The following is a 26,236-nucleotide window of genomic DNA, read 5'->3' on the forward strand; positions in this document are numbered from 1 at the left end:
GCCCGTTTCGCATCGCGAGACGGGCGGGCCGGATGCCGGGACGTGTGCCAGACTGCGAACGTGTCCTCGCTGTCGCTGATTATTAACAGCAGGCGCGCCGGTCCGCAGTGACCGCTCCCGCAGGACCCGATGCGGAGCGACCACCAGCGTCCAGACCCGCGCGCAGACCTCTCGCACCCGCGAGGGGTTTTTTCGTTTTTCGGGCATCGCCCCGATCAACACAGCCTCCGGACCGGCCGGGAGCCCCCACAAGGGGCTCGGGGACACCGGAGCCGCGCGCGGGATGCTGGACAGTGGAGCCGGGACTCGCAATCCGGCAGAGCAGTACGAACCTCCCCGAACGGAGAACCAGGGGTCATGACCGAGGTCAGCCGTACCGACGACAGTTTCCACGTGTTCGACACCACCCTGCGCGACGGCGCGCAGCGGGAGGGCATCAACCTGACGGTGGCGGACAAGCTGGCCATCGCGCGGTACCTGGACGAGTTCGGAGTGGGCTTCATCGAGGGCGGCTGGCCGGGGGCCAACCCGCGCGACACCGAGTTCTTCGCCCGGGCCGCCGCCGAACTGGACCTCCGGCACGCCCGGCTGGTCGCCTTCGGCGCCACCCGCCGGGCCGGCGGCAAGGCCGCGGAGGACCCGCAGCTGGCCGCGCTGGTCGCCTCGGGCGCCCCGGTCGTCACCCTCGTCGCCAAGGCGCACGACCGGCACGTGGAGCTGGCGCTGCGCACCACCCTGGACGAGAACCTGGAGATGGTCCGGGACAGCGTCGAGTTCCTGCGCGCGCAGGGGCGGCGGGTGTTCATCGACTGCGAGCACTTCTTCGACGGCTACCGGGCGAACCGCGAGTACGCGCTGGCCGTGGTCCGCACCGCGCACCAGGCAGGGGCGGACGTGGTGGTGCTGTGCGACACCAACGGCGGGATGCTGCCGGCCGGCGTGTGGGAGACCGTCGCCGACGTCCTCGCCGTCACCGGCGCCCGGTTGGGCATCCACGCCCAGGACGACACCGGCTGCGCGGTGGCCAACACGCTGGCCGCGGTGGACGCCGGCGCCACCCACGTCCAGTGCACCGCCAACGGCTACGGCGAGCGGGTCGGCAACGCCAACCTGTTCCCGGTGGTCGGCGCGCTGGAGATCAAGTACGACCGGCGGGTGCTCCCCGAGGGCCGGCTCGCCGAGATGACCAGGCTGTCGCACGCGATCGCCGAGGTGGTCAACCTGACCCCCTCCACCCACCAGCCGTACGTCGGCTACTCGGCCTTCGCGCACAAGGCGGGCCTGCACGCCTCCGCGATCAAGGTCGACCCGGACCTGTACCAGCACATCGACCCGGAGCGGGTCGGCAACACCATGCGGATGCTGGTCTCCGACATGGCGGGCCGCGCCTCGGTCGAGCTCAAGGGCAAGGAGCTCGGCTACGACCTGTCCACCGACCGGGACCTGGCCGGCCGGGTGGTGGCCAAGGTGAAGGAGCAGGAGAACCTCGGCTACACCTACGAGTCCGCCGACGCCTCCTTCGAGCTGCTGCTGCGCGACGAGGTGCGCGGCGGCCGGGACCGCTTCTACACCCTGGAGTCCTGGCGGACCATCAGCGAGCAGGGCCCGAACGGGTTCACCGGCAACGAGGCGACGGTGAAGCTGTGGGCGAAGGGGGAGCGCCGGATCGCCACCGGCGAGGGCAACGGCCCGGTGAACGCGCTGGACCAGGCGCTGCGCACCGCGCTGGAGGGGATCTACCCGCCGCTGGCCCGGTTCGAGCTGGTGGACTACAAGGTCCGCATCCTGGAGGGCCAGCACGGCACCGGCTCCAAGACCCGGGTGCTGATCGAGTCCACCGACGGCACGTCCACCTGGTCGACCGTCGGGGTGGCCGACAACGTGGTGGCCGCCTCCTGGCTGGCGCTGGAGGACGCCTACACCTACGGGCTGATCCGGGCCGGCCTGGAGCCCACCGAGTAGCTCACCGGGCAGCCCGCCGGGCGACTCGCCGTGGCCGCGGCCCACGGACCTCCGAACGAAGGTCCGTGGGCCGCGGCCGTGTCCGTCATCGGAGTCGGGCGAGGAGGGCGTGCTCGACGAGGGTGATGAGGGCGCTCTTGGCGCTGTCGCGGCGGCGGGCGTCGAGCGTGATGACGGGGGTCTCGGCGCTGAGCTGGAGTGCTTCGCGGACCTCGTCGGCGGTGTGGGGCTGGTGTCCGTCGAAGCCGTTGAGGGCGACGACGAAGGGGAGTCCGCTGTTCTCGAAGTAGTCGAGGGCGGGGAAGCAGTCGGCGAGGCGGCGGGTGTCGACGAGGACGACGGCGCCGATGGCGCCGCGGACGAGGTCGTCCCACATGAACCAGAAGCGGTCCTGTCCGGGGGTGCCGAAGAGGTAGAGGATGAGGTCTTCGTCGAGGGTGATGCGGCCGAAGTCCATGGCGACGGTGGTGGTGGTCTTGCCGGAGACGTGGCTGAGGTCGTCGATGCCGGCGGAGGCCGAGGTCATGACGGCTTCGGTGCGCAGGGGGTTGATCTCGGAGACGGCGCCGACGAGCGTGGTCTTGCCGACGCCGAAGCCGCCCGCGACGACGATCTTCGCGGAGGTGGTGGCGCGGGTGGGGGCGGCCGCGTTAGAGCTTGCGAAGTCCACTGAGGACCCTTTCGAGCAGCGTGACGTCGGGCTGGTTTCCGGATTCGCCGCCGGAAGCGGGCTGGTGGATGGCGACGAGGCCGGCCTCGGCCAGGTCGGCCACGAGGATGCGGGCCACTCCCAGGGGAAGGGAGAGCAGCGCCGACACCTCCGCGACGGATTTGACCTCCCTGCACAGGGTGCAGATCCGCTGGTGCTCGGGGAGCAGGGTGGCCAGGCGCTGCGGGTCGACGTCGGCGGAGACGAGGGCCTCCAGCGCGAGCTCGTAGCGCGGCCGGGTGCGTCCACCGGTCATCGCGAACGGCCGGATCAGCGGGCCGGAGTCGGGCTCGTCCTCGAACTCCTCGACGTGCCCGGGCTCGTGGGCCGGCCGGTAGTCGGGGGCGGGCGCCGGGTAGCCGGGCGGCGGCGTGTCGAAGGCGGGCTGCGGCTGTCGGTACCGGCCGGACCGGCCCTGCTGGTCGTACTGCTCCTGCTGCGGCTGCCCGTACGGGTGCTGGGGCTGCCCGTACTGGTGCTGGCCGTACTGCTGTCCGTGCTGCTGGCCGTGCTGAGGCTGGCCGTACTGCTGACCGTGGCCGACGCCGGGTGCTCCGAAGGCGTCATGGCCTGTGCCAGGGTACGGAACGCCGTACTGGCCGCTGCGGTCGTCGGGCGGTGTCACGGTTCCTCTCCTCACAAGGTGCGGCGGTGCGGTGCGAGCTTCGGCGCAGGTCCGGAGCCGGTGGTGCGAAGGCCGTACAACGTCCGAACCCGAGCCCGCCGAAGCGGGCCCGGGAAGGACGCGGAGGTACTTCGAATACCTGGACGGTATCCGACGGACCGTCAGTGCAGGAGACTGCCCTGGAGTTCCGCGCGGAGTGCGGGGGTGAGGACGGCGCCGGCGCGGTCGACGAGGAGGGCCATCTCGTAGCCGACGAGGCCGATGTCGGAGTCGGGGGAGGCGAGTACGGCGAGGGCGGAGCCGTCGCTGACGGCCATGAGGAAGAGGAAGCCTCGTTCCATCTCGACGACGGTCTGGTTGACCTCGCCTCCTTCGAAGATCCGGCTGGCGCCGGAGGTGAGGGAGGTGAGGCCGGAGGCGACGGCTGCGAGCTGGTCGGCGCGGTCGCGGGGGAAGCCCTCGGACATGCACAGCAGGAGGCCGTCGGCGGAGACCACCACGGTGTGGGACACCCCGGGGGTGTTGTCCACGAAATTGGTGATCAGCCAGTTCAGGTTCTGTGCGGCCTGGCTCATCTGAGTCAACTCAACGCTCCTGGTGGTTCGAGCCGCCGAAGAGATCGGTGCTTCGGTTCTGTCCGTTGCCGGACGGGTCTACCTGATCGGGGTCGATCCGGAAGCTTCCGGTGTTACCGGCACTGCGGCCCTGCTCCACGCCGCGGCGCAGGTTGGTGAGCCGGCCGCGGACCTCCTCGGGGCTGCGGGAGACCTGCGGCCCTTCCTGCGGAGTGGGCTTGGCGTTCCCGGCCACCAGGTTCTGCTTGGGCACGCGCCGCGGCAGGCCTGCCCCGGTGGTGCCGCCGGAGGCGGGCTCACGGGTCTGCTCGGCCTGCTGCCAGGCGCCGTCGTTGGGCGACTGCCAGGGCGAGTTGGTCGGGCCGGTCGGGCCGTAGCCGCCCAGCGCCGACACGTCGTGGCCGCGCGGCTCGTCGACCGCCGAGGTGTCCTTGGCGCCGGCGAACCAGTTCGGGGCCTCGCCGCCGGAGCCGCCGTCCGCCGGAGCGGTCGGGGCGCCGAAGCCGCCACCCGCCAGCTGCTGGCCGGGGCGGCGCTGCGGCAGCCCGGACGGCAGGGTGGCGGTGGGTTCGGCGGCGGGCAGCGCGGGCGGCTCCGGGGCGTACGGGTGGCCGGCCGGGGCCTCCTCGGCCTGCTGGCCGTACTGGTCGGCGTAGCCGTCCTGGTAGCCCTGGTAACCGTCGCCCTGGTAGTCCTGGCGGCCGTACTGGTCGTCGGCGTAGCCGGACTGCTGCTCGTAGCCCTGCTGCGGGTACTGGCCGTACTGGTCCTGGCCGTACTCGTCCTGCTGGTAGCCGTCCTGCTGGTAGCCGTACTGGTCGTCGGCGTAGCCGGACTGCTGCTCGTAGCCCTGGGGGGCGTACTGGTCGTAGCCCTGCTGGTAGTCCTCCTCGACCTCGGCGTCCAGCACCGGCGGCTCGCCGTCGTGCGGGCCGCTCTCCAGGGCCGCGCGGCGGACCTGGTCGAGGCGCTGCGAGCGCTGGACGGACTCCAGGGCCGGGCTGAAGCCGCTGGATCCGGCGTTGCCGGCGCCGGTGAGGTGGTCGTCGAAGCCCAGCTCGGCGGCGCTGCGCGGCTGGCCGTTGGGCGCCCACTGGGAGGTCGGCTCCTGCTCGGCGAAGATCCGGGAGACGGTGAACTGCTCCTCGGGCTCCGGCGCGGCGCCCGACCGGGTGATGAACGGCGGGATCATGACCAGCGAGGTGGTGCCGGCGGACTCGCCGGAGGGGCGGAGCTGGACGCGGACGTCGTGCCGCTGGGACAGCCGGCCGACCACGAACAGGCCCATGCGGCGGGAGATGGTGGCGTCGACGGTGGGCGGCTCGGCCAGCTTCTCGTTGATCTCGGCGAAGTCGTCGGCGGTGAGGCCGATGCCCTTGTCGTGGATCTCGACCAGCACCCGGCCGTCCGGCAGGCGGGTCGCGTTGACCAGGACCCGGGTCTGCGGGCTGGAGAACGAGGTGGCGTTCTCCAGCAGTTCGGCGAGCAGGTGGACGAGGTCGGTCACGGCGGCGCCGACGACCTCGACCTCCGGGATGCCGGACAGCTCGACGCGCTCGTACTGCTCCACCTCGGAGGAGGCGGCGCGGAGCACGTCGACCAGCGGGACCGGGGTGTTCCAGCGGCGGCCGGCCTCCTCGCCCGCGAGGACGAGCAGGTTCTCACCGTTGCGGCGCATACGGGTGGCGAGGTGGTCCAGCTTGAAGAGGTTCTCCAGCTGGTCCGGGTCGGCCTCGTTGTTCTCCAGGTCGGTGATCAGCGCCAGCTGGCGCTGGATCAGGCCCTGGCTGCGGCGCGACAGGTTGGTGAAGATCGCGTTGACGTTCCCTCGCAGCAGGGCCTGCTCGGCGGCGAGCGCCACGGCCTGCTGGTGGACCTGGTCGAACGCCCGGGCGACCTCGCCGATCTCGTCCTTGCCGTGCAGCGGGATCGGGGTGACGGAGGTGTCGACCCGGTCGGGGTCGGTCTTGGAGAGCTTCTCGACCAGGTCCGGCAGGCGGTGGTCGGCGATCTCCAGGGCGGCGCTGCGCAGGGTGCGCATGCCGAGGATCATCGAGCGGGCGACGTAGCCGGTGAGCAGACCGGCCAGGATGAGCGCCGCGACGACGATGATCGTGTTGAGGATGGCGTCGTAGAGCGCGTTGTCCTTGAGGCCGCGGGAGTCCGTGAGGACGTCGTCCAGCAGCTGGACCTCGGTGTCGCGCAGGGCCTGGATGTGGGTGTTGGCGGCCTGGTTCCAGTTCTCCGGGGTGAGACCGGAGTCCTTGGCCTCCTTGTAGGCCTGGTCGGCGGCGGCCTTGCCCTTGCTCTGGCCCTCGGCGGCGGCCTGGCTGTAGGCGGCGCCGAGGGAGAGCAGGGTCTGCATGGAGGGCGCGGTGCCGTTCGGCATCTTGTAGGCCGAGCGCTCCTGCGCGGCGGCCTGGGTGACCTGCGCGTTGGCGTACTTGCGGGCGTCCTCGGGGGCGCTGCCGGTGTTGAACTCGGTCAGCGAGACCTGCTCCAGCCGCTCCGCCACCAGGATCTGCTGGATCACGTCGGCGTTCTCGAACCGGGTGGTGGCGTTCTGGGAGATGCCGACCAGCAGGTGCAGCATGAGCGCGCGCTGGGTCGAGGCGGAGGCCTTGGCGAGGGACATCGCGTAGATCGCGCGGCCCTTGCTGGCGGCGTTGCTGGAGCCGAGGCCGACCGAGTTGTCGTAGGACAGCAGCGGGGCGAACATCACCGAGTAGGCGTTGACGGTGGCGCCGGCGAACAGCTCGGATCCGTACGCGGTGGCCCGCAGGTGCGGCAGGTCGACCACCAGGGCCTGGAAGCCCTCGTGGCGGCGCGGCAGTTCGCCGGACTTGTCGGAGGCCGCGTAGGCCGCCTCGTACGCCTTCAGCGCGGCGTCCGTGTTGGCGCGGATCTTGGCGACCTTGCCGTCCGGGTCCTGCTTGGTGAGCAGGGGTATCAGCGTGGTGTCGCGCTCGATCTCCAGCGCTTCGGCGAGCTCGGTGGCCGCCTTGGCGAGTTCGGCGGTCTTCTCGGCGCGGGAGGCCTTGATGTAGCCGTCGACCGAGGTGTTCACGCGGAGGCCGCCGAAGACGAGGCTGATGATCACGGGGATCAGCAGGATCGCGATCAGACGGGTCGGCACGCGCCAGTTGCGCGGGCGGAGGAAGTCGTACCGCTTGGAGGCGTCGCCGTCCGGACCGCCGCTGCGGGGTTCCGTGGACGCGGCCGGGGGCTGCGGGGCCGGGGAGGCCTGGGAGCGCTCCTCGGTGGGGGTGAAAGCGGAGAATCCGGCCGGGTCCGCTGCGGTACCGTTCGGCTCGCTCCGGCGGGGCTCGGAGCGCCGCTGCGGGGCGGGTTGCTGCTTACGCCTCACTCGACAACTACCTCTCGGCCGACTGTCGGCCATGGATCAATCCAGCGCTACCCCCGGGCCCTGGCCCGTCACCGGTGGGCCGGCGCGAGGGTTTCAGGGGTAGCTGGAATTTCAGCACGTGCAGGGATGGGGGACAAACAGCCGCAGGATGGCCCCCGCGTCGGCGCAATAGGGACATTCACCGACATGACGGAGCAAAACCGTGGTCTTCTGGCGCTGAGTGACGCTAGTTCACCACGCAGAGTCACTGTTGATCACAAAATGCCTACCGAACTGTTATCCGCTGCTTATACAGCGGGTCTTGCGCGATGCCCCTGGAGGACATCGGCCGGTAGCGGCTCCGCCCCGGGGCCCGTCACGCCGACGGCCCCCGGGGTCCGGATGTCCGGCCCGTCATCGGAGTCGGGCGAGGAGGGCGTGCTCGACGAGGGTGATGAGGGCGCTCTTGGCACTGTCGCGGCGGCGGGCGTCGAGCGTGACGACCGGGGTCTCGGCGCTGAGCTGGAGCGCTTCGCGGACCTCGTCGGCGGTGTGGGGCTGGTGTCCGTCGAAGCCGTTGAGGGCGACGACGAAGGGGAGTCCGCTGTTCTCGAAGTAGTCGAGGGCGGGGAAGCAGTCGGCGAGGCGGCGGGTGTCGACGAGGACGACGGCGCCGATGGCGCCGCGGACGAGGTCGTCCCACATGAACCAGAAGCGGTCCTGTCCGGGGGTGCCGAAGAGGTAGAGGATGAGGTCTTCGTCGAGGGTGATGCGGCCGAAGTCCATGGCGACGGTGGTGGTGGTCTTGCCGGAGACGTGGCTGAGGTCGTCGATGCCGGCGGAGGCCGAGGTCATGACGGCTTCGGTGCGCAGGGGGTTGATCTCGGAGACGGCGCCGACGAGCGTGGTCTTGCCGACGCCGAAGCCGCCCGCGACGACGATCTTCGCGGAGGTGGTGGCGCGGGAGGGAGCGGCCGCGTTAGAGCTTGCGAAGTCCACTGAGGACCCTTTCGAGCAGCGTGACATCGGGCGTTCCGCCCGACTCGCCCGCGGCGGCGGGCTGGTGGATGGCGACGAGGCCGGCCTCGGCCAGGTCGGCCACGAGGATGCGGGCCACACCGAGCGGGACGCCGGCCAGTGCGGAGATCTCCGCGATGGACTTGACCTCACGGCAGAGGTTCACGATCCGGGCGTGCTCGGGCAGCAGGCCGCCGGTCCGTTCGGCGTTGCCGGTGGTCGAGATCAGGGCCTCGATGGCGAGCTGGTACCGGGGCCGGGTGCGGCCACCGGTCATCGCGTACGGGCGGACCAGCGGCTGCTGCTCGTAGCCGTCGGACTGCTGCCCGCCGTAGCCGCTGCCGTACCCGTTGCCGTATGAGCCGGCGGGTGTCGAGGGCGGGGTCATGGGTCCTCCTTGTGCTGCAGCCTTGGGCAGCCGGTTCCAGCTGGGGCGGTGCCAGCTGAGGCGGGATCAGCTGCCTGAGGGTAGCTGAGGGTGAGACGCCGGGGCCGGTCGGGTCGGACCCGGCGGGGGAGGTGGGACGGTGGACGTATCCCGCTCGGACTCCGGTCAGTGCAGGAGACTGCCCTGGAGTTCCGCGCGGAGTGCGGGGGTGAGGACGGCGCCGGCGCGGTCGACGAGGAGGGCCATCTCGTAGCCGACGAGGCCGATGTCGGAGTCGGGGGAGGCGAGTACGGCGAGGGCGGAGCCGTCGCTGACGGCCATGAGGAAGAGGAAGCCTCGTTCCATCTCGACGACGGTCTGGTTGACCTCGCCTCCTTCGAAGATCCGGCTGGCGCCGGAGGTGAGGGAGGTGAGGCCGGAGGCGACGGCTGCGAGCTGGTCGGCGCGGTCGCGGGGGAAGCCCTCGGACATGCACAGCAGGAGGCCGTCGGCGGAGACCACCACGGTGTGGGACACCCCGGGGGTGTTGTCCACGAAATTGGTGATCAGCCAGTTCAGGTTCTGTGCGGCCTGGCTCATCTGATTCAACTCAACGCTCCTGGTGATCTGCGCCGTTGCCGTCGGTCCGGCCACCGAAACTATCGAATCCGGGCTGCTGGGCACCATGCTGGGAGCCCGGCTGGTTGGCCTGTTCGGCTCCGGCCCGGCGGCCCTGCTGGATGCCGCGGCGCAGGTTGGTCAGCCGGCCGCGGACCTCTTCGGGGGCCCGGGAGACCTGCGGACCGGTCAGCGGCGAGGCCTCGGCGGTGCCGGAGACCAGGTTGGCCTGCGGGGTCCGCCGGGGGAGACCGGACATCGTGACGCCGCTGGTCGAGGGCTCGCGGACCTGCTCGGCGCGGCGCCAGCGCTCGTCGTTCGCGGACGGGCGCCACGGGGCGTCCCCGGGGCCGGGCTGCGGCTGCTGGCCCTGCTGCGGCTGCTGCTGACCCTGCTGCGGGGCCTGGGACTGCGGGGCCTGGGGGGCCTGAGCCTGCGCGGCCTGCTGCGGAGCCTGGGGCTGCGGGGCCTGGGCCGGCCGGCCCTGTCGGCCCTGCGGGTCGGACGGCTGGAACTCCGGCGCCGAGGTGCCGGGCCGGCGCGGCTGGTACGTCCGCGGCCGCGCCTCCTGCCCGCCCTCCTGCGGGTACCACGGCTGCTCGGCCGCACCCCCGGACGGGCCGGTCGGCAGCGCCATCGGCTCCGGCCGGGCCTGCTCCTGGCGCACCGGCTCGGGCCGGGCCTGCTCCTGACGGACCGGCTCCGGACGCGCCGGGTTCGGCACGCTCGGCAGCACCGGCTCCACCAGACCGAGGCCCAGCGGGTCACGCGGGTCGATCTGACTGGCCTCGAAGCGCGGCCGGGCGAACTGCTGGGTGCTCTCCACCGGTGCCGGCTCGGCCGACGGCAGCGGCTGGGTCTGCTGCTGCGGCGGCAGTTGCGGCTGGCGGTCGCGCTGCGGCGCGTCCGGGCCGGGGCGCTGCGGACGGCGCTGGCCCTGCGGACCGGGCTGGCCCTGCGGGCCGCCCTGACCGGGGCCGCCCTGGCCCTGCGGGGCCGGCCGGCGCTGCGGCAGGCCCTCCTGCGGGCGATTGCCCGGGCGGGCGCCGCCCTGCTGCTGCGGAGCGCCGCCCGGCCGGCCCGGCCGACCGTGCTGCGGCTGCTCGCCGGTCCGGGGGCCCGGACCGCCGTCGAACTCGCCACCCGGGCGCGGCCGTTCCTGGCCGGGGCGGCCCTGAGCGTGCTGCTGCTGACCGGGGCGGCCCTGGGTGGGCTGCTGCTGGCCGCGGCGGGGCAGGCCGCCGAGGCCGCCCTGCGCCGGGCCCGGCCGGTTCGGGCCGCGCTGCGGCAGGCCGCCCTGCGGGGACTGCTGGGCCTGCTGGGACTGCGGGGCCTGCGGGGCCTGCTGGGCCGGCTTCTGGCCCTGGGGCTGCGGGGCTTGCCGGCCCGGTCCCTGGGGTCCCTGGGGCTGCTGGCCCGGGCCTGGCTGGCCCGGCTGGCCGGGGTTCTCGCGCAGCGACTGGCCGACCTGGCGGGTCGGCAGGCCTCCGGCCCGGCCGCCGGACGCGGCAGGTGCACCCGGTCCGGTCGGAGCACCCGGAGCACCCGGAGCACCCGGAGCACCCGGAGCGTTCGGTCCGGTCGGAGCACCGGGGCCGGTCGGAGCGGTCGGGCCGCCCTGGCCGAGCTGCGGTCGGCCGCCCTGCGGGGCACCGCCGGCCGGGCCCTGGCCGAGCGCGGCCGGGCCGCCCTGGCCGGGCGGCACCTGGCGCTGCTGGCGCGGCGTCGGGGCGACTCCGCGCTGCTGCTTGGCCTGGGCCGGGCCGGGCCGGCCGGCGCCGCGGCGGTCGGCGGAGTTGGTGACGTCCACCGGGAGCATGACCAGCGCGGTGGTGCCGCCGGAGTCGCTGGGGCGCAGCTGGATGCGGATGCCGTGTCGCAGGGACAGGCGGCCGACCACGAAGAGGCCCATGCGGCGGGAGACCGAGACGTCCACCGTCGGCGGGTTGGCGAGGCGCTCGTTGATGTCGGCGAGGTCGTCGGGGCTCAGGCCGATGCCGGTGTCGTGGATCTCGACCAGGACGCGGCCGTCGGGCAGCGCGTGGCCGGTGACCCGAACGCGGGTCTGCGGGCTGGAGAACGAGGTGGCGTTCTCCAGCAGCTCGGCGAGCAGGTGGACGAGGTCGTTGACGACGCGGCCGGCGACCTCGGCCGACGGCACGGCGGCGAGTTCGATGCGCTCGTACTGCTCCACCTCGGAGGCGGCGGCGCGGAGCACGTCGACCAGCGGGACGGGCCTGGTCCAGCGGCGGCCCGGGTCCTCACCGGCGAGGACGAGGAGGTTCTCGCCGTTGCGGCGCATGCGGGTCGCGAGGTGGTCCAGCTTGAAGAGGTTGGCCAGCTGGTCCGGGTCGGCCTCGCGGCTCTCCAGTTCGGAGATGAGCGACAGCTGGCGCTGGATGAGGCCCTGGCTGCGGCGCGAGAGGTTGGTGAACATCGCGTTGATGTTGCCGCGCAGGAGGGCCTGCTCGGCGGCGAGGCGGACGGCCTCGCTGTGCACCATGTCGAAGGCGTGCGCCACGTGGCCGATCTCGTCGGTGGAGTCGACGGCCACCGGTTCGACCGTCGTGTCGACGTCGTGCGGGTCGCTCTCGGAGAGGGTCTTGACCAGCTCGGGCAGGCGGCGCTCGGCGACGTCCTCGGCCGCGGCCTGCAGACGGGTCAGCGAGCGCACCATCGAGCGGGCGATCAGACCGGCGCCACCGAGGGCGACGAGCAGCACCAGGGCGATGGCGGCACCGATGATGATGGCCTCGGTGTCGGCCTGGGACTGGAGGTCCTGGGCCTTGCCGTCGAGGTCCTCGATGAGCTTGGACTCGATCCGGCGCTCGGCGGTGATCTTGGCGCTGGCCTTCTCGTACCAGTCCTTGTAGGTCACCGGGTCGGTCTGGTGGATGCCGCTCGGCTGGAGGATCGAGCGCGCGTACCGGTCGGCGTCGGCGATCACCGAGTTGTAGCTGAGCTGGCCGCGCAGGTTGTCCAGGTCGTGCGCGGTGTAGATGTTGTTGAAGCTGGTGAGCGAGTTGTCGTACGAGGTGCGCAGGCGGATGCCGAAGGACTCGTCGCTGGGGCTGAGGTCGGGGCCCTTGGGGTTGGCGAGTGCGGCGCCGATCAGGGCGCGCTGCTGCGAGGTGGCGTTCTTGGCCAGCGAGAACTGCTGCAGCGAGCGGGTCGCGACGAGCAGGTCCTTGTTGTTCGACGCGAGCGCGATGTCCTGGGTGATGGCCAGCAGGTCGCGGATGATCACGTCGTAGGCGGTGATCGTCGACTGGATGTTCTGGTTGTTCTGGTACGGCGTGTTGCGCGCGTCCGAGATCGAGTTCAGGTCCCTGCGGATCTGGAACAGCAGCGCCTTCCCGCCCGAGAGCTCGAGGTTCTCGAACTTGTCCGAGGACGCGGTGAAGGTGCGGCTCAGGTCGTCGGTGGCCCTGCGGGCGGTGGCGATGTCGTCGTCGAGCGGGTCGTTGGGGCGCGCGGTGATGTAGCCGGCGCTGATGTCGCGCTCGGTCTGCAGGGCGTCCGCGAGGTTGGTCGCCTTCTTGGCCAGGTCGGACAGGTTGGCCATCTGGGAGAGCTGCTGCGAGTTCTGCATCGAGGCCTGGATCCGCAGGCCACCGAGGACCAGGGAGACCAGGACGGGCAGGGCGAGCAGGGCGATCAGTCGGGTCCGGATGCGCCAGTTGCGCATCGCGAGCCGGCTCAGACCGGTGGCCCGCCGCCTGGTCAGGGTGGTCCGGAGCTTGTCCCGGGCGGACTTCCGTTCCTGGCCGTCGTCCTCCGGGTGGCCGGGGGCCTCGGGGATCACCGGCTCGGGCGGGCCGCCGGGGGCCGCCGCCTGCTGGGGGGCTGCCACGGGCTCGTGCGACTCCGGGTTACCCGCGCCGCCGCTACCCCTTTTGAAACGTCCCTGCACTGGCGTCGCAACCTCTGGACCGGGCGTCCCGCCGCGTCGCCGCGGACCGGACGGTGTCGAGTTTCCTTCCGCTCCCCGGCTGGTCCGGGTGAGCGCGTCGCCGGGGTGGACTTCTCCCTACCCACGGTCCGTGGCATTCCAGCACAGCCGGGGAATCCCAACAAGGGCCGCCAGGACACGCCGCGCGGCGCTACCGAACGCGTGCGTGACTTCACTGACTGTGCCGTAACAGGACCGGAATACCGCATTTTTCGGACACTCGCCGGATACATGCCAACCCGGCCCGAGATCGAAAAGAGTCGCGGACCTTCCGGAATGACCGTTATCGGAGATATGCCGGAAAATCCCGTTGCGGCGATATGTCGGATATCTGCAATTCGCTCATGAATTTGTGAGCAAAATCACAGTCTAATGTGTAGCTTTGGTCACGGCCCCTGTGGAATGAGATCTCGTAACCTGGCTGTCTCCGGAGCACGGCCCCGATCAGCCTGCCCAGAACCCCTCCGAATCATTCGGAATCACTCAGGCCGGTGACGATCCGCCGCGATCCGCCCGGCCGCGACCACGAGGTGCTCTCGATGTCCCAGGCGAAGAAGGCCACCAAGTCCACGCTGCCCTGCCGCTCCACGGCGAACCCGCGCCGGACGACGCTGGCCTCGGTCGCGGACTTCAGCACGATCCCGGGTGCCCGCAAGCCCGAGGACGCCGTCACCTACGGCACCGAGCTGCCGGCCAGCACCGCCAACCCGCGCCGCACCCAGCTGATGGTCGCCCCGGCGCCCGTCGTCGTGCAGGACTGACCCGACCCCCGCTCCGACCGGGCGTCGCGGCCGTGCCACCGAGGGCGGTCGCGGCGCCCTGCGGCGTTCCCGGGCGGTTGCCGGGGCTCGCGGCCCAACCGCGCTGAACAGGGGCAAAGCGGTCAGCCGGGGCCCCACGCGATAGCCTGGACGACGATTGACGGGGCCGCGCCCACCGTGGGCGAGGCGCCCACCAGCGCCCGGGCGCGCCCCGGGCGGTCGACGAAGCGAGGGGTATCCCAGCCGTGCGCATTGCCAGGTTTTCCGTCCGGGAGGGGAGCCCTGCCGCCGGCAGCGTCTCCTTCGGCGTGGTGGAGGGCGACCCTTCCCAGCCCGACTCGCTGGTCGTCCACGCGCTGGCCGGCCACCCGTTCGGCCAGCCCCAGCCGACCGGCGAGAGTTACCGCTTCCAGGACGTCCGGCTGCTCAGCCCGATGCTCCCCAACAAGATCGTGGCGGTCGGCCGCAACTTCGCGGCGCACGCCGCCGAGCTGGGCAACGACGTCCCGGACGTGCCGCTCACCTTCTTCAAGCCGTCCACCTCGGTGATCGGCCCGACCGAGAACATCGCCTACCCGCCGTTCTCCTCGGACGTCCAGCACGAGGCCGAACTCGCCGTGGTGATCGGCCGGATGTGCCGCGAGGTGCCGCTGGACCGGGTGCCCGAGGTGATCCTCGGCTACACCTGCGCCAACGACGTCACCGCCCGGGACGTGCAGAAGCGCGAGGGCCAGTGGGCCCGGGCCAAGGGCTTCGACACCTCCTGCCCGCTGGGCCCGTGGATCGAGACCGATCTGGACCCGGCCGACCTCGCCGTCACCTGCACGGTCAACGGCGAGCTCCGGCAGGCCGGCCGCACCTCCCAGATGGTCCGCTCGGTCGCCGAGCTGATCGTCCACATCTCCGAGGCCATGACGCTGCTGCCCGGCGACGTCATCCTCACCGGCACGCCCGCAGGGGTGGGCCCGCTCAACGTCGGCGACGAGGTCGCCGTCTCCATCGAAGGCATCGGCACTCTCACCAACAAGGTGATCAAGCGTGGCTAGTGAAAAGCTCAGCGGCTCCGCCGCGGGCAACCCGGCCGTCCGGGTTCGTTTCTGTCCGTCCCCGACCGGGAACCCGCACGTGGGCCTGGTCCGCACGGCCCTCTTCAACTGGGCCTACGCCCGCCACAACGGCGGCACGCTGGTCTTCCGGATCGAGGACACCGACTCGGCCCGCGACTCCGAGGAGTCGTACGACCAGCTGCTCGACGCGATGCGCTGGCTCGGCTTCGACTGGGACGAGGGCCCGGAGGTCGGCGGCCCGCACGAGCCGTACCGCCAGTCCCAGCGGATGGACATCTACGCCGACGTCGCCCGCCGCCTGCACGAGGCCGGCCACGCCTACCACTGCTACTGCAGCACCGAGGAGCTGGACGCCCGCCGCGAGGCCGCCCGCGCCGCCGGCAAGCCCTCCGGCTACGACGGCCACTGCCGCGAGCTGACGGACGAGCAGGTCGCCGTCTACAAGCTGGAGAAGCGCGAGCCGATCCTGCGTTTCCGGATGCCCGACCGCACCCTCAGCTTCGACGACCTGGTGCGCGGCACGCTCACCTTCGAGCCGGAGAACGTGCCGGACTACGGCATCGTCCGGGCCAACGGCGCCCCGCTGTACACCTTGGTCAACCCGGTGGACGACGCCCTGATGGGCATCACCCACGTGCTGCGCGGCGAGGACCTGCTCTCCTCCACCCCGCGGCAGATCGCGCTGTACGCCGCGCTCGCCGAGATCGGCGTCGGCGACGGCACCACCCCGCGCTTCGGCCACCTGCCGTACGTGATGGGCGAGGGCAACAAGAAGCTCTCCAAGCGCGACCCGCAGGCCTCGCTCAACCTGTACCGCGAGCGCGGCTTCATCCCCGAGGGCCTGCTCAACTACCTCTCCCTGCTGGGCTGGTCGCTGGCCGACGACCGCGACCTGTTCGGCATCGACGAGATGGTCGCCGCCTTCGACATCGCCAAGGTGAACGCCAACCCGGCCCGCTTCGACCTGAAGAAGTGCGAGGCGATCAACGCCGAGCACGTCCGCAAGCTGGCCCCGGAGGACTTCGTCCGCCGCCTGGTGCCGTACCTCCAGGCACCCGGGCTGCTGCCGGCCGAGCCGACCGCCGAGCAGCTGGACCTGCTCGCCAGGATCGCGCCGCTCACCCAGGAGCGGATGGTCGTGCTGAGCGAGATCGTGAACATGGCCGGCTTCCTGTTCGTCGACCCGGCCGACTTCGCCGTCGACCCGGACGACGCCGCCAAGGCGCTGACCGCCGACGCCCGCCCGGTGCTGGAGGCCAGCGTCAAGGCGCTGGAGGCGCTCGCGGACTTCAGCCCGGAGCCGATCCAGGCCGCGCTGCGCGAGGCGCTGGTGGACGGGCTGGGCATCAAGCCCAAGTTCGCGTTCACGCCGCTGCGGGTCGCCGTCACCGGCCGCCGGGTCTCGCCGCCGCTGTTCGAGTCGATGGAGCTGCTCGGTCGCCCCGAGACGCTGCGCCGGCTGAGCTCCGCCCTGGAGGCCCTGCCGGCCGCCTGAGCGGGCCGCTGAGCAGGCCGCGGGCCCGGCCTCGTGCCGGGCCCGCGGCCTGCTCGGACGTCACCGCCCGGACGTCACTGCCAGGACGCCCGGCCGCTGCCTGGGGTTATCGATTTTGGAGCCGGGGCCGGCGTCGGGTAATGTTCTTTCTGCGCCGCCCGGGAGGGAACGGACGAGGGAGCGAAACCCTCCACCCGGCCCCGAACGAGAGGCGCAACGCCTGAGAAGGCCCCGACAGGGGTTCAACTCTGGTGGGGTATGGTGTAATTGGCAGCACGAGTGATTCTGGTTCATTTAGTCTAGGTTCGAGTCCTGGTACCCCAGCGCAGTACGCAAGTCCAGCAGTACAAGTGAAGAACAAGCCCCCGTTGTGTAGCGGCCTAGCACGCTGCCCTCTCACGGCAGTAGCGCCGGTTCGAATCCGGTCGGGGGTACCGATCCCGCAAGGGATCACCTGGAAAGCCCCCGTTGTGTAGCGGCCTAGCACGCTGCCCTCTCACGGCAGTAGCGCCGGTTCGAATCCGGTCGGGGGTACTGATCCCGCAAGGGATCGCCAGGAAGCCCCCGTTGTGTAGCGGCCTAGCACGCTGCCCTCTCACGGCAGTAGCGCCGGTTCGAATCCGGTCGGGGGTACTCCAGAGCATGAAGCCGGTGGGTTATCCCATCGGCGCTTGCTTTGTGTTGGGGTATGGTGTAATTGGCAGCACGAGTGATTCTGGTTCATTTAGTCTAGGTTCGAGTCCTGGTACCCCAGCCAGAAATTGGAAGGCCCCGGTTTCCGGGGTCTTTTTTGCATTTCCCGGAGCATTCCGAAGGGCCCCGCGCGGTGGTGCTGCGCGGGGCCCTTTCCGGGTGCGGCGGTCAGCCGCGGCGGAGGGCCTCGGTGAGCCGGTTCGCGGCCTCGATGATGGCCTGGGCGTGCAGGCGGCCCGGGTGGCGGGTCAGCCGCTCGATCGGGCCGGAGACGGAGACGGAGGCCACCACGCGGTTGGAGGGGCCGCGCACGGGAGCGGAGACGGACGCGACGCCCGGCTCGCGCTCGCCGATCGACTGGGCCCAGCCGCGGCGGCGGACGCCGCTGAGCGCGGTGGCGGTGAAGCGGGCGCCCTGGAGGCCGCGGTGCAGCCGCTCGGGCTCCTCCCAGGCCAGCAGGACCTGGGCGGCCGAGCCGGCCTTCATCGGCAGGGTGCTGCCGACCGGGACGGTGTCCCGCAGACCGGAGAGCCGCTCGGCGGCGGCTACGCAGATCCGCATCTCGCCCTGGCGGCGGTAGAGCTGTGCGCTCTCGCCGGTGACGTCGCGCAGGTGGGTCAGAACCGGGCCCGCGGTGGCGAGCAGCCGGTCCTCGCCCGCCGCGGCGGAGAGTTCGGACAGACGGGGGCCGAGGATGAATCGCCCCTGCATGTCCCTGGTGACCAGACGGTGGTGTTCGAGTGCGACGGCGAGCCGGTGGGCCGTGGGGCGCGCCAGACCGGTGGCGGCGACCAGCCCCGCCAACGTGGCGGGGCCCGACTCCAGTGCGCTCAGCACCAGAGCGGCCTTGTCGAGAACGCCGACGCCGCTAGAGTTGTCCATGCGCTAAGACTGCAGTCTCATTCCGCGAGACGCAAGTTCAATCTTCCGGGAAAAGCGCCACTCTGGATGCAGCAGCCCGGGAGGCATCCAGGATGCGACCTCACCAGAGTGTCCGCATCGTGGACAGCGATCCGGCGTGCAGGTCGCGAGAACGCGCCCGCCACAGGGCGGCGGGAGCTCCGACCTCGACGACACGAGAAGGCCGGCAACGCGGCCGGCTGGAGGGAATCCGATGGGACGGACACTCGCAGAGAAGGTCTGGGACGACCACGTCGTGCGGCGCGCGGAGGGAGAGCCCGACCTGCTCTTCATCGACCTCCACCTGCTCCACGAGGTGACCAGCCCGCAGGCCTTCGACGGGCTGCGGCTGGCCGGCCGGACGGTCCGCCGCACCGATCTGACGATCGCCACCGAGGATCACAACACCCCCACCGTGGACATCGACAAGCCGATCGCCGACCCGGTGTCCAAGGTGCAGCTGGAGACGCTGCGCCGCAACGCCGCCGAGTTCGGTGTCCGGATCCACTCGCTCGGCGACATCGAGCAGGGCGTCGTGCACGTGGTCGGCCCGCAGCTGGGCCTGACCCAGCCCGGCATGACCGTGGTCTGCGGCGACTCCCACACCTCGACCCACGGCGCCTTCGGCGCACTGGCGTTCGGCATCGGCACCAGCCAGGTCGAGCACGTGCTGGCCACCCAGACGCTGCCGCTGGCGCCGTTCCGGACCATGGCCGTCACGGTCGAGGGCGAGCTGCCCGAGGGCGTCACCGCCAAGGACCTGATCCTGGCCGTGATCGCCAAGATCGGCACCGGCGGCGGCCAGGGATACGTCCTGGAGTACCGCGGTTCGGCGATTCGGGGCCTGTCCATGGAGGCCCGGATGACCATCTGCAACATGTCCATCGAGGCCGGCGCCCGGGCGGGCATGATCGCCCCGGACGAGACCACCTTCGGCTACCTCAAGGGCCGTCCGCACGCCCCGCAGGGCGAGGACTGGGACGCCGCCGTCGCGTACTGGTCGACCCTGGGCACCGACGAGGACGCGGTCTTCGACCACGAGATCTTCGTCGACGCGGCCGCGCTGACCCCGTTCGTCACCTGGGGCACCAACCCCGGCCAGGGCGCCCCGCTGGGCTCCGACGTGCCGGACCCGGCCTCCTTCGCCGACCCGCAGGAGCGCGCGGCCGCCGAGAACGCCCTCGCCTACATGGGCCTGGAGGCCGGCACCCCGCTGCGCGAGGTCACCGTCGACGCCGTCTTCGTCGGCTCCTGCACCAACGGCCGGATCGAGGACCTGCGCGCCGCCGCCGCCGTCGTGGAGGGCCGCCGGATCGCCGACGGCGTACGGATGCTCGTCGTCCCCGGCTCCGTCCGGGTCGCCCTGCAAGCCGTGGAGGAGGGCCTGGACAAGGTGTTCACCGCGGCCGGCGCCGAGTGGCGCCACGCGGGCTGCTCGATGTGCCTGGGCATGAACCCCGACCAGCTCGCCCCCGGGGAGCGCTGCGCCTCCACCTCGAACCGCAACTTCGAGGGTCGGCAGGGCAAGGGTGGCCGGACCCACCTGGTGTCCCCGCAGGTCGCCGCCGCGACCGCCGTCCTGGGCCGTCTGGCCGCACCGTCCGATCTGCCCTCCGACCTGGCGGACACCAACGTGGCTGTGGAGGCCTGAGAACCATGGAGAAGTTCACCACCCACACCGGCCGGGCCGTTCCGCTGCGGCGCTCGAACGTGGACACCGACCAGATCATCCCGGCCCACTGGCTCAAGAAGGTCACCCGTTCCGGTTTCGAGGGCGGCCTTTTCGAGGCCTGGCGCAAGGACGAGTCGTTCATCCTCAACCAGCCCGAGCGGCAGGGCGCCACGGTCCTGGTGGCCGGCCCGGAGTTCGGCACCGGCTCCTCCCGCGAGCACGCCGTCTGGGCGCTGCAGAACTACGGCTTCCACGCGGTCATCTCGTCGCGCTTCGCGGACATCTTCCGTGGGAATTCCCTGAAGAACGGACTGCTGACGGTCGTCCTGCCGCAAGAGACCGTGGAACAGCTCTGGGCGCTCACCGAGAGTAACCCTTCGGCCGAGATCACCGTTGATCTGGAAGCCCGCGAAGTCCGGGCCGAGGGCGTCACCGCGTCTTTCGAACTGGACGACAACGTCCGGTGGCGGCTGCTCAACGGGCTGGACGACATCAGCATCACCCTGCGGAACGAGGCCGACATCGCGGCCTTCGAAGCGACCCGTCCGACCTTCAAGCCCCGTACTCTGCCGGTTGCCTGAGATCCCCTCAGAACAAGCATTCTGGCGATCCACCGGATGGCCCGCCTCCCCTTCGGGGGGGCGGGCCATCCGCCGTTCCGGAGCACGAGTTAGCGCCGCGGCCCACCCCGGATTGCCCATTTGGCTTTGCCGGAGAGGGCCCCGCGCAAGTACAACTGCGGGTAGATGGCACAATCAGTACATGCACCGGCACCATGAACCTCCGTACGCGGGCGGCGAACCCGCGGCTCCGGAGTCCGTGGGCCGGGGATCCGAACGCCGAATTGACGATCGGCCGGACGTCGCCTCCGCACCAGCTGAGGGGCCGGACGACCAGGAAGTCGCAGCGCTCTACGCGCTTGTGGCCGAGCGGTTGAAGCAAGCTCACGCCCGCGTGCATGCGCTGAACGTGTCTGCCGATGCAAAGACCGCTCTCTCCCGTCAACTCCTCATCGTCACCGAGACCGCCAAGCGCGATCTTCCGGAGGCGGCAAGGCGGTTGAGTCGCTTTGTACATGACCTCGACGAGGGGCGCCCGCCCGTCGCCTGAGGTCGCCGACGCGCAAATCCATTGCGACACTAGGGTGATTCGCGCGTTTGGTAATTGAAAGTCCGCAGATACATACCTAACGTGCGAAAAGAACGGATGGAATCATCCGGCGCCCGTTTCCGAAGGGGAAGACGTGAACAAGGCTCAGCTTGTCGAAGCGGTGGCCGAGCAGCTGGGCGGTCGCAAGGCTGCCGCAGAGGCCGTCGACGCAGTGCTCGACACCATGGTCCGTGCCGTTGTGGCCGGTGACCGGGTTTCGGTCACTGGTTTCGGCACCTTCGAGAAGGTGGAGCGCTCCGCGCGCTTCGCCCGCAACCCGCAGACCGGCGAGAAGGTCAAGGTCAAGAAGACCTCGGTGCCCCGCTTCCGTCCCGGCCAGGGCTTCAAGGACCTGGTCAGCGGCAGCAAGAAGCTGCCGAAGGAAGGCCCCTCGGTGAAGAAGGCCCCCAAGGGCTCCCTCACCCCGGGCAAGAGCGGCGTCGCCGCCACCCCGGCCGCCAAGCGCGCCGCCACCAAGCGTGCCGCCACGGCCGCCGCCGCCGCTCCGGCCAAGAAGGCCGCCGCCAAGAAGACGGCGACCACGGCCGCGGCCAAGAAGGCGACCACCACCGCCGCCGCGAAGAAGGCGACCGCCACCAAGAAGGCGACCACCACCGCCGCCGCGAAGAAGACCACCGCGACCGCGACCAAGAAGACGGCCGCCGCCGCCAAGAAGGCGACCACCACCGCCGCCGCCAAGAAGACCACCGCGACCGCCAAGAAGGCGACCGCGACGGCCAAGAAGACGGCTCCGGCGAAGAAGACCGCCACCCGCAAGACCACCGCGCGCAAGACCTCTGCCAAGTAGTCCCGCGCAGCGGTCCTCGGACGGCCTTCGGCAGAGAGCCGCGGCACCCCCCCTCCGTGAATTGCGGAGACCGGGTCGCCGCGGCTCTTTCGATTTCCGGGCGCTTAGTCAGGATTCTGCGACCGACGGTGACCAGGCACGGAACGCGGCGGCGGGCGTGCCGGACGGCGGGGGAGGACCAGCGGGGGGACGGTCAGCGGAGGACGGTCAGCCCGCGGCCGGGTCGGGGAAGGTCTGCAGCGTCACGAAGACCACCCGGCGGGCCTCGCCGGCGCCCTCGGTGCGGATCCGCACCCGCTGGCCCGGTCGCAGCAGCCGCAGACCGCCGGCGTCGAAGGCGGCCGCGTCGAACGGCACCGGGGTCCCGTCGTCGAGCAGCACGGAGCCGGCCCGGGTGGCGGGGTCGAAGGTGAACGCGGTGGCCTGCATGGCAGCAGCATAGCGAGCGGCCCCGGCCGACCGGGCGGCGTCCCGCGGGGCGCCGGTCAGGCCCGCGCCAGCCGGGCGAACAGGACGCTGGTGTACGGGCCGAGGCCGAGCGCCGCGGCCTCGCCGAGGTCCGCGCCGGTGTCGACGTCCCGGCGCACCGACTCCACGTCCGCCAGGCGAAGTTCGAGTGCTCCGCCGGCCGCGTGCCGGGCCCGCGAGCCGTCCCCGAAGGCGGGCGAGAGCGGGCGGCCGGGGGTACAGGCGAGCAGCGTGGTGCCGAGGCCTGGGGAGTCCGGCAGGAAGGCCCGGCCGTCCGGCGGCACCGCGCCCAGCACCCGGGCCAGTTCGACCGGGCGCAGGGCCGGCAGGTCCGCCGAGAGGGCGGCCAGCGGCGAGCGCGGGGCGAGCGCCAGGGCGGCCGCCGTGCCGTGCACCAGCGCCTCGTTGAGGCCCTCGCCGGGTTCGTCGGCGACCACCACCGCGCCCAGTGCCGCCAGCCGGGCGCCGGCCGCCGCGTCCCGGGTGACCACCAGGACCCGGGCGACGCCCGGGGTGGCCAGTGCGGCGGTGGCGGTGTCGAGCGCGAAGGACAGCGCGAGGTCCGCCCGGTGCGGCCCGGCGTACGGGGCCAGTCGGCTCTTCGCGAGGGCGAGCGGCTTGAGCGGCAGCACCAGCGACCAGTCGGTGGCGGGTGCGGGGGGCGCGACGGGCCCGTTGGGGCGTACGGTGTCCTGGGTCATCGGCGTCATTGTGACGCCGGTCCCGGAGCCCTCGCCAGGCCGTCCGATCTGTGCGGACGTGCGTTTGATCACGCCTGCCGGGCGGGTTGGTGCGGTCGCTCGACAGCCGGTGAGCAGCCGGGCGAGACTGTTCCGCGCCCGTCACCCGGGCACCGGTCCCGTACCGGTGCGCGGCACCGGGAGGTTATGACCGCGGCACCCCACGTGCCGCTTCGGATGAGGAGGACCTGGGGTGGCCCGCCGCTCGTACGCCAAGTTCGGCAACGCCGACTACGGCATCTGGTACCGCTTCGCGGCCGTGCTGGTGAAGCCGGTGACGACCGCGCTGGTGAAGCCCGACTGGCGGGGCTGGGAGCACCTTCCGAAGGAAGGCGGCTTCATCGCCGCGGTGAACCACAATTCGATCATCGACCCGGTGATCTACGCGCACTGGCAGTACAACAGCGGCCGTCCGCCGCGCATTCTCGGCAAGTCCTCGCTGTTCTCGATTCCCTTCATCGGATTCATGCTGCGCAAGACCGGCCAGATTCCGGTGTTCCGCGAGTCCACCGATGCCGCGCAGGCTTTCCGGGCCGCTATCGACGCCGTCAACGGCGGCCAGTGCGTGCAGTTCTACCCGGAGGGCACGCTCACCCGGGACCCGGACCTGTGGCCGATGACCGGCAAGAGCGGCGTCGCCCGGGTCGCGCTGATGACCGGCGCGCCGGTCATCCCGGTCGCACACTGGGGAGCGCACGAGATCATCCCGCCGTACGGCCGTCCGGGCTTCGGGAAGGGCAAGTTCAACCTCTTCCCGCGCCACCGGGTCACCGTGGCGGCGGGGCCCGCGGTGGACCTGAGCAAGTACCGGGGCCAGGAGCTCACCGCCCAGGTGCTCAACGACGCCACCGAGGACATCATGACGGCGATCACCGCCGTGCTGGCCGACGTCCGCGGCGAGGAGCCGCCGGCCGAGCGCTACGACATGCGCAAGGCCGCCCGGAACCGCGCCGCCGCGGCCGCCGCCGAACGCCGGCGCGCCAAGGGCGGCAACGACGACGAGGAGGGCGGCCGGTGACCCGCTGCGCAGTGATGGGGACGGGCTCCTGGGGCACCGCCTTCGCGATGGTGCTGGCCGACGCGGGCAGCGACGTCGTCCTGTGGGCCCGCCGCCAGGAACTCGTCGACGCCATCAACACCACGCACGAGAACCCGGACTACCTGCCGGGCGTGCCGCTGCCGGGCTCCGTCCGGGCCACCACCGACGCCGCCGAGGCGCTGGCCGGCGCCGACTTCGCCGTCCTGGTGGTGCCCTCGCAGACGCTGCGCGACAACCTGGCCGCCTGGACGCCGCTGATCGAGCCGCAGACCGTGCTGGTGAGCCTGATGAAGGGCATCGAACTCGGCACGGCCAAGCGGATGAGCGAGGTGATCGACGAGGTCACCAAGGTCGGCCCGGAGCGCGTCGCGGTGGTCAGCGGGCCCAACCTGGCCCGGGAGATCGCCAACCGGCAGCCCGCCGCCAGCGTCGTCGCCTGCGCGGACGAGGCGGTCGCCAAGCGGCTCCAGGCGGCCTGCCACACGCCGTACTTCCGCCCGTACACCAACACCGACGTGCTGGGCTGCGAGCTCGGCGGGGCGGTCAAGAACGTGATCGGCCTGGCGGTCGGCATGGCGGCCGGCATGGGGCTCGGCGACAACACCAAGGCGACGCTGATCACCCGCGGGCTGGCCGAGACCACCCGGCTCGGCGAGGTGCTCGGCGCCGACCCGCACACCTTCGCCGGGCTCGCCGGGATGGGCGACCTGGTCGCCACCTGCTCCTCGCCGCTGTCGCGCAACAACACCTTCGGCATGAACCTGGGCCGGGGCATGTCGCTCGCGGAGACCATCGCGGCGACCCGGCAGACCGCGGAGGGCGTCAAGTCCTGCGAGTCGGTGCTCGACCTGGCCCGGCGCAACGGCGTCGACATGCCGATCGTCGAGGCGGTGGTGGATGTCGTGCACAACGGGCGGCCCACCCAGGAGGCGCTCCAGGCCCTGATGTCCCGTTCGGCGAAGGCCGAGCGGCGCTGAGCGGTGCCGAGCGGTGCCGAGCGGTGCCGAGCGGTGCCGAGCGGCGCTGACGGCGAGGCGGTGGTCCGGGGCGGTGGTCGGGGGCGGCTGACGCCCCGGAAACCCTTCGCACGGTAGTCTCAAACCCGATATGAGCATCGAACAGTCCTCCCCGAACCCGTCCGCTGCGAAGCCGCGCGTCGCGCTGGTCTTCGGCGGACGCAGCTCCGAGCACGGCGTCTCGGTGGTCACCGCCGGCAGCGTGCTCAAGGCGATCGACCGCGAGAAGTACGAGGTGCTCCCGATCGGGATCACCCCCGAGGGCCGCTGGGCGCTGGTCAGCGACGAGCCCGCCCGGATGGCGATCACCGACGGCCGGATGCCGGACGTCCCGGGCGTCGCCGAGTCCGTGGACGGGCAGGTCGCGCTGCCGATCGCCCCGGGCGACCGGGAGGTCGTCCTGAGCGAGCCGGGGAGCACCCCCAAGGCCCTCGGCGAGGTCGACGTGGTGTTCCCGCTGCTGCACGGCCCCTGGGGAGAGGACGGCACCCTGCAAGGCCTGCTGGAGCTGTCCGGCGTGCCCTACGTCGGCAACGGCGTACTGTCCAGCGCGGTCGGCATGGACAAGGAGTTCACCAAGCGGATCCTGGCCTCGCACGGCCTGGGCGTCGGCCGGTACACCATCGTGCGGCCGCGCGACTGGGAGAGCGAGGCCGGCCGCGCCGCGGTGCGCGAGCTGGCCGCCGAGCTCGGCCTGCCGCTGTTCGTGAAGCCCTGCCGGGCCGGCTCCAGCATGGGCATCACCAAGGTCAAGGACCTCGCCGACCTCGACGCCGCGATCGAGGAGGCCCGCCGGCACGACCCCAAGCTGATCATCGAGGCCGGCGTGAGCGGCCGCGAGATCGAGTGCGGCGTGCTGGAGACCGAGGACGGCCCGAAGGCCAGCCTCCCGGCCGAGGTGCTGGTCGGCGACGGCTTCGACTTCTACGACTTCGAGGCCAAGTACATCGACTCGTCCGAGGTGCAGATCCCGGCGAAGCTCGACGACGAGCAGACCGCCGAGATCCGCCGCCAGGCGGTGGCCGCGTTCGACGCGCTCGGCTGCGAGGGCCTGGCCCGGGTGGACTTCTTCCTGCTGGAGGACGGCACCTGGATGGTCAACGAGATCAACACCATGCCCGGCTTCACCCCGATCTCGGCCTACCCGAAGATGTGGGAGGCCACCGGGCTGTCCTACCCGGAGCTGATCGACCGGCTGCTCCAGGCGGCGCTGCGCCGCTCGACCGGCCTGCGGTAGCCGCGCGCGAACGACGGAGG

The 26,236-nt window shown here is 71.7% G+C and carries 22 protein-coding genes and 5 tRNA genes; 16 read left to right on the top strand and 11 right to left on the bottom strand.

What is annotated here, in order from left to right:
- Positions 1-357 precede the first annotated feature (357 nt).
- The gene (cimA, locus tag ACIOGZ_RS34485; RefSeq protein ID WP_400988855.1) at positions 358-1,962 is read left to right on the top strand and encodes a citramalate synthase; all 1,605 of its coding nucleotides are present in this window, start codon (positions 358-360) and stop codon (positions 1,960-1,962) included.
- Between the two features lie 85 nt (positions 1,963-2,047).
- On the opposite strand, the gene ACIOGZ_RS34490 is transcribed toward cimA, so the two are convergent.
- The 8 genes from ACIOGZ_RS34490 to ACIOGZ_RS34525 form a co-directional block, all read right to left on the bottom strand.
- Positions 2,048-2,632, bottom strand: coding sequence for an ATP/GTP-binding protein (locus tag ACIOGZ_RS34490; protein ID WP_371517053.1), 585 nt, complete (start codon positions 2,630-2,632; stop codon positions 2,048-2,050).
- Positions 2,613-3,296 (bottom strand): DUF742 domain-containing protein, encoded by a 684-nt coding sequence (locus tag ACIOGZ_RS34495; protein ID WP_363589768.1) that lies wholly within the window; start codon positions 3,294-3,296, stop codon positions 2,613-2,615. Before ACIOGZ_RS34495 ends, ACIOGZ_RS34490 begins: the two co-directional genes overlap by 20 nt.
- Positions 3,297-3,457: 161 nt before the next feature.
- On the bottom strand, positions 3,458-3,871 hold the full coding sequence (locus ACIOGZ_RS34500) for a roadblock/LC7 domain-containing protein (protein ID WP_030057391.1): 414 nt from the start codon (positions 3,869-3,871) through the stop codon (positions 3,458-3,460).
- Between the two features lie 10 nt (positions 3,872-3,881).
- Positions 3,882-7,238: a nitrate- and nitrite sensing domain-containing protein gene (locus ACIOGZ_RS34505; RefSeq protein WP_363589695.1), complete on the bottom strand. Its 3,357-nt coding sequence runs from the start codon at positions 7,236-7,238 to the stop codon at positions 3,882-3,884.
- 393 nt (positions 7,239-7,631) lie between these two features.
- Positions 7,632-8,216 (bottom strand): ATP/GTP-binding protein, encoded by a 585-nt coding sequence (locus ACIOGZ_RS34510; protein WP_371517050.1) that lies wholly within the window; start codon positions 8,214-8,216, stop codon positions 7,632-7,634.
- A complete protein-coding gene (locus ACIOGZ_RS34515; protein ID WP_063347718.1) occupies positions 8,197-8,622 on the bottom strand; it encodes a DUF742 domain-containing protein in 426 nt (141 codons plus the stop codon). Before ACIOGZ_RS34515 ends, ACIOGZ_RS34510 begins: the two co-directional genes overlap by 20 nt.
- A gap of 165 nt (positions 8,623-8,787) precedes the next feature.
- Positions 8,788-9,201, bottom strand: coding sequence for a roadblock/LC7 domain-containing protein (locus ACIOGZ_RS34520; protein ID WP_030057391.1), 414 nt, complete (start codon positions 9,199-9,201; stop codon positions 8,788-8,790).
- 10 nt (positions 9,202-9,211) lie between these two features.
- A complete protein-coding gene (locus ACIOGZ_RS34525; protein WP_400988857.1) occupies positions 9,212-13,072 on the bottom strand; it encodes a nitrate- and nitrite sensing domain-containing protein in 3,861 nt (1,286 codons plus the stop codon).
- A 590-nt stretch (positions 13,073-13,662) separates the two neighbouring features.
- Here ACIOGZ_RS34525 and ACIOGZ_RS34530 point away from each other — a divergent pair.
- The 8 genes from ACIOGZ_RS34530 (at position 13,663) to ACIOGZ_RS34565 (ending at position 17,251) form a co-directional block, all read left to right on the top strand.
- The gene (locus ACIOGZ_RS34530; protein WP_363585713.1) at positions 13,663-13,932 is read left to right on the top strand and encodes a hypothetical protein; all 270 of its coding nucleotides are present in this window, start codon (positions 13,663-13,665) and stop codon (positions 13,930-13,932) included.
- 245 nt (positions 13,933-14,177) lie between these two features.
- Positions 14,178-14,978: a fumarylacetoacetate hydrolase family protein gene (locus ACIOGZ_RS34535; RefSeq protein ID WP_063347716.1), complete on the top strand. Its 801-nt coding sequence runs from the start codon at positions 14,178-14,180 to the stop codon at positions 14,976-14,978.
- The gene (gltX, locus tag ACIOGZ_RS34540) at positions 14,971-16,494 is read left to right on the top strand and encodes a glutamate--tRNA ligase (protein WP_363633727.1); all 1,524 of its coding nucleotides are present in this window, start codon (positions 14,971-14,973) and stop codon (positions 16,492-16,494) included. Before ACIOGZ_RS34535 ends, gltX begins: the two co-directional genes overlap by 8 nt.
- Before the next feature lie 252 nt (positions 16,495-16,746).
- Positions 16,747-16,818 (top strand) — tRNA-Gln (locus ACIOGZ_RS34545).
- Between the two features lie 37 nt (positions 16,819-16,855).
- Positions 16,856-16,928, top strand: a tRNA-Glu gene (locus ACIOGZ_RS34550).
- A 27-nt stretch (positions 16,929-16,955) separates the two neighbouring features.
- A tRNA-Glu gene (locus ACIOGZ_RS34555) sits at positions 16,956-17,028 on the top strand.
- Between the two features lie 26 nt (positions 17,029-17,054).
- Positions 17,055-17,127 (top strand) — tRNA-Glu (locus tag ACIOGZ_RS34560).
- A 49-nt stretch (positions 17,128-17,176) separates the two neighbouring features.
- Positions 17,177-17,251: transfer RNA gene (locus ACIOGZ_RS34565), tRNA-Gln, on the top strand.
- A 104-nt stretch (positions 17,252-17,355) separates the two neighbouring features.
- Here ACIOGZ_RS34565 and ACIOGZ_RS34570 read toward each other — a convergent pair.
- A complete protein-coding gene (locus tag ACIOGZ_RS34570; RefSeq protein ID WP_063347714.1) occupies positions 17,356-18,069 on the bottom strand; it encodes an IclR family transcriptional regulator in 714 nt (237 codons plus the stop codon).
- Between the two features lie 232 nt (positions 18,070-18,301).
- Between ACIOGZ_RS34570 and leuC the strand changes: the two genes are divergently transcribed.
- The 4 genes from leuC to ACIOGZ_RS34590 all read left to right on the top strand — a co-directional run bounded on the left by leuC (position 18,302) and on the right by ACIOGZ_RS34590 (position 21,716).
- Entirely contained in the window at positions 18,302-19,738 is a 1,437-nt protein-coding gene (leuC, locus tag ACIOGZ_RS34575) for a 3-isopropylmalate dehydratase large subunit (protein ID WP_363585715.1), read from the top strand.
- A 5-nt stretch (positions 19,739-19,743) separates the two neighbouring features.
- Entirely contained in the window at positions 19,744-20,340 is a 597-nt protein-coding gene (gene leuD / locus ACIOGZ_RS34580; RefSeq protein WP_363585716.1) for a 3-isopropylmalate dehydratase small subunit, read from the top strand.
- A gap of 181 nt (positions 20,341-20,521) precedes the next feature.
- Positions 20,522-20,869, top strand: a complete 348-nt coding sequence (locus ACIOGZ_RS34585; RefSeq protein ID WP_371517045.1) for a hypothetical protein — start codon at positions 20,522-20,524, stop codon at positions 20,867-20,869.
- 133 nt (positions 20,870-21,002) lie between these two features.
- Positions 21,003-21,716, top strand: coding sequence for an HU family DNA-binding protein (locus tag ACIOGZ_RS34590; protein WP_350882962.1), 714 nt, complete (start codon positions 21,003-21,005; stop codon positions 21,714-21,716).
- A gap of 207 nt (positions 21,717-21,923) precedes the next feature.
- Here ACIOGZ_RS34590 and ACIOGZ_RS34595 read toward each other — a convergent pair whose 3' ends face one another.
- Both ACIOGZ_RS34595 and cofC read right to left on the bottom strand, forming a co-directional pair.
- Positions 21,924-22,145, bottom strand: a complete 222-nt coding sequence (locus ACIOGZ_RS34595; RefSeq protein WP_063347710.1) for a hypothetical protein — start codon at positions 22,143-22,145, stop codon at positions 21,924-21,926.
- Positions 22,146-22,201: 56 nt separating this feature from the next.
- Positions 22,202-22,885 (bottom strand): 2-phospho-L-lactate guanylyltransferase, encoded by a 684-nt coding sequence (gene cofC, locus ACIOGZ_RS34600; protein WP_363585717.1) that lies wholly within the window; start codon positions 22,883-22,885, stop codon positions 22,202-22,204.
- A 232-nt stretch (positions 22,886-23,117) separates the two neighbouring features.
- On the opposite strand from cofC, the gene ACIOGZ_RS34605 reads away from it, so the two are divergent.
- From ACIOGZ_RS34605 to ACIOGZ_RS34615, 3 genes are all read left to right on the top strand, one after another.
- Positions 23,118-23,942 carry a lysophospholipid acyltransferase family protein gene (locus ACIOGZ_RS34605; protein WP_350882958.1) on the top strand — a complete coding sequence of 275 codons (825 nt, stop codon included), beginning with the start codon at positions 23,118-23,120 and terminating at the stop codon, positions 23,940-23,942.
- A gap of 14 nt (positions 23,943-23,956) precedes the next feature.
- A complete protein-coding gene (locus ACIOGZ_RS34610; RefSeq protein ID WP_079135606.1) occupies positions 23,957-24,940 on the top strand; it encodes an NAD(P)H-dependent glycerol-3-phosphate dehydrogenase in 984 nt (327 codons plus the stop codon).
- 130 nt (positions 24,941-25,070) lie between these two features.
- Positions 25,071-26,216 (top strand): D-alanine--D-alanine ligase family protein, encoded by a 1,146-nt coding sequence (locus ACIOGZ_RS34615; RefSeq protein ID WP_400988860.1) that lies wholly within the window; start codon positions 25,071-25,073, stop codon positions 26,214-26,216.
- The last annotated feature ends 20 nt before the right edge of the window (positions 26,217-26,236 follow it).

Origin of the sequence: Kitasatospora sp. NPDC088160, assembly GCF_044741445.1 — a bacterium.
In the GTDB taxonomy this organism is placed as follows: Bacteria; Actinomycetota; Actinomycetes; order Streptomycetales; family Streptomycetaceae; genus Kitasatospora.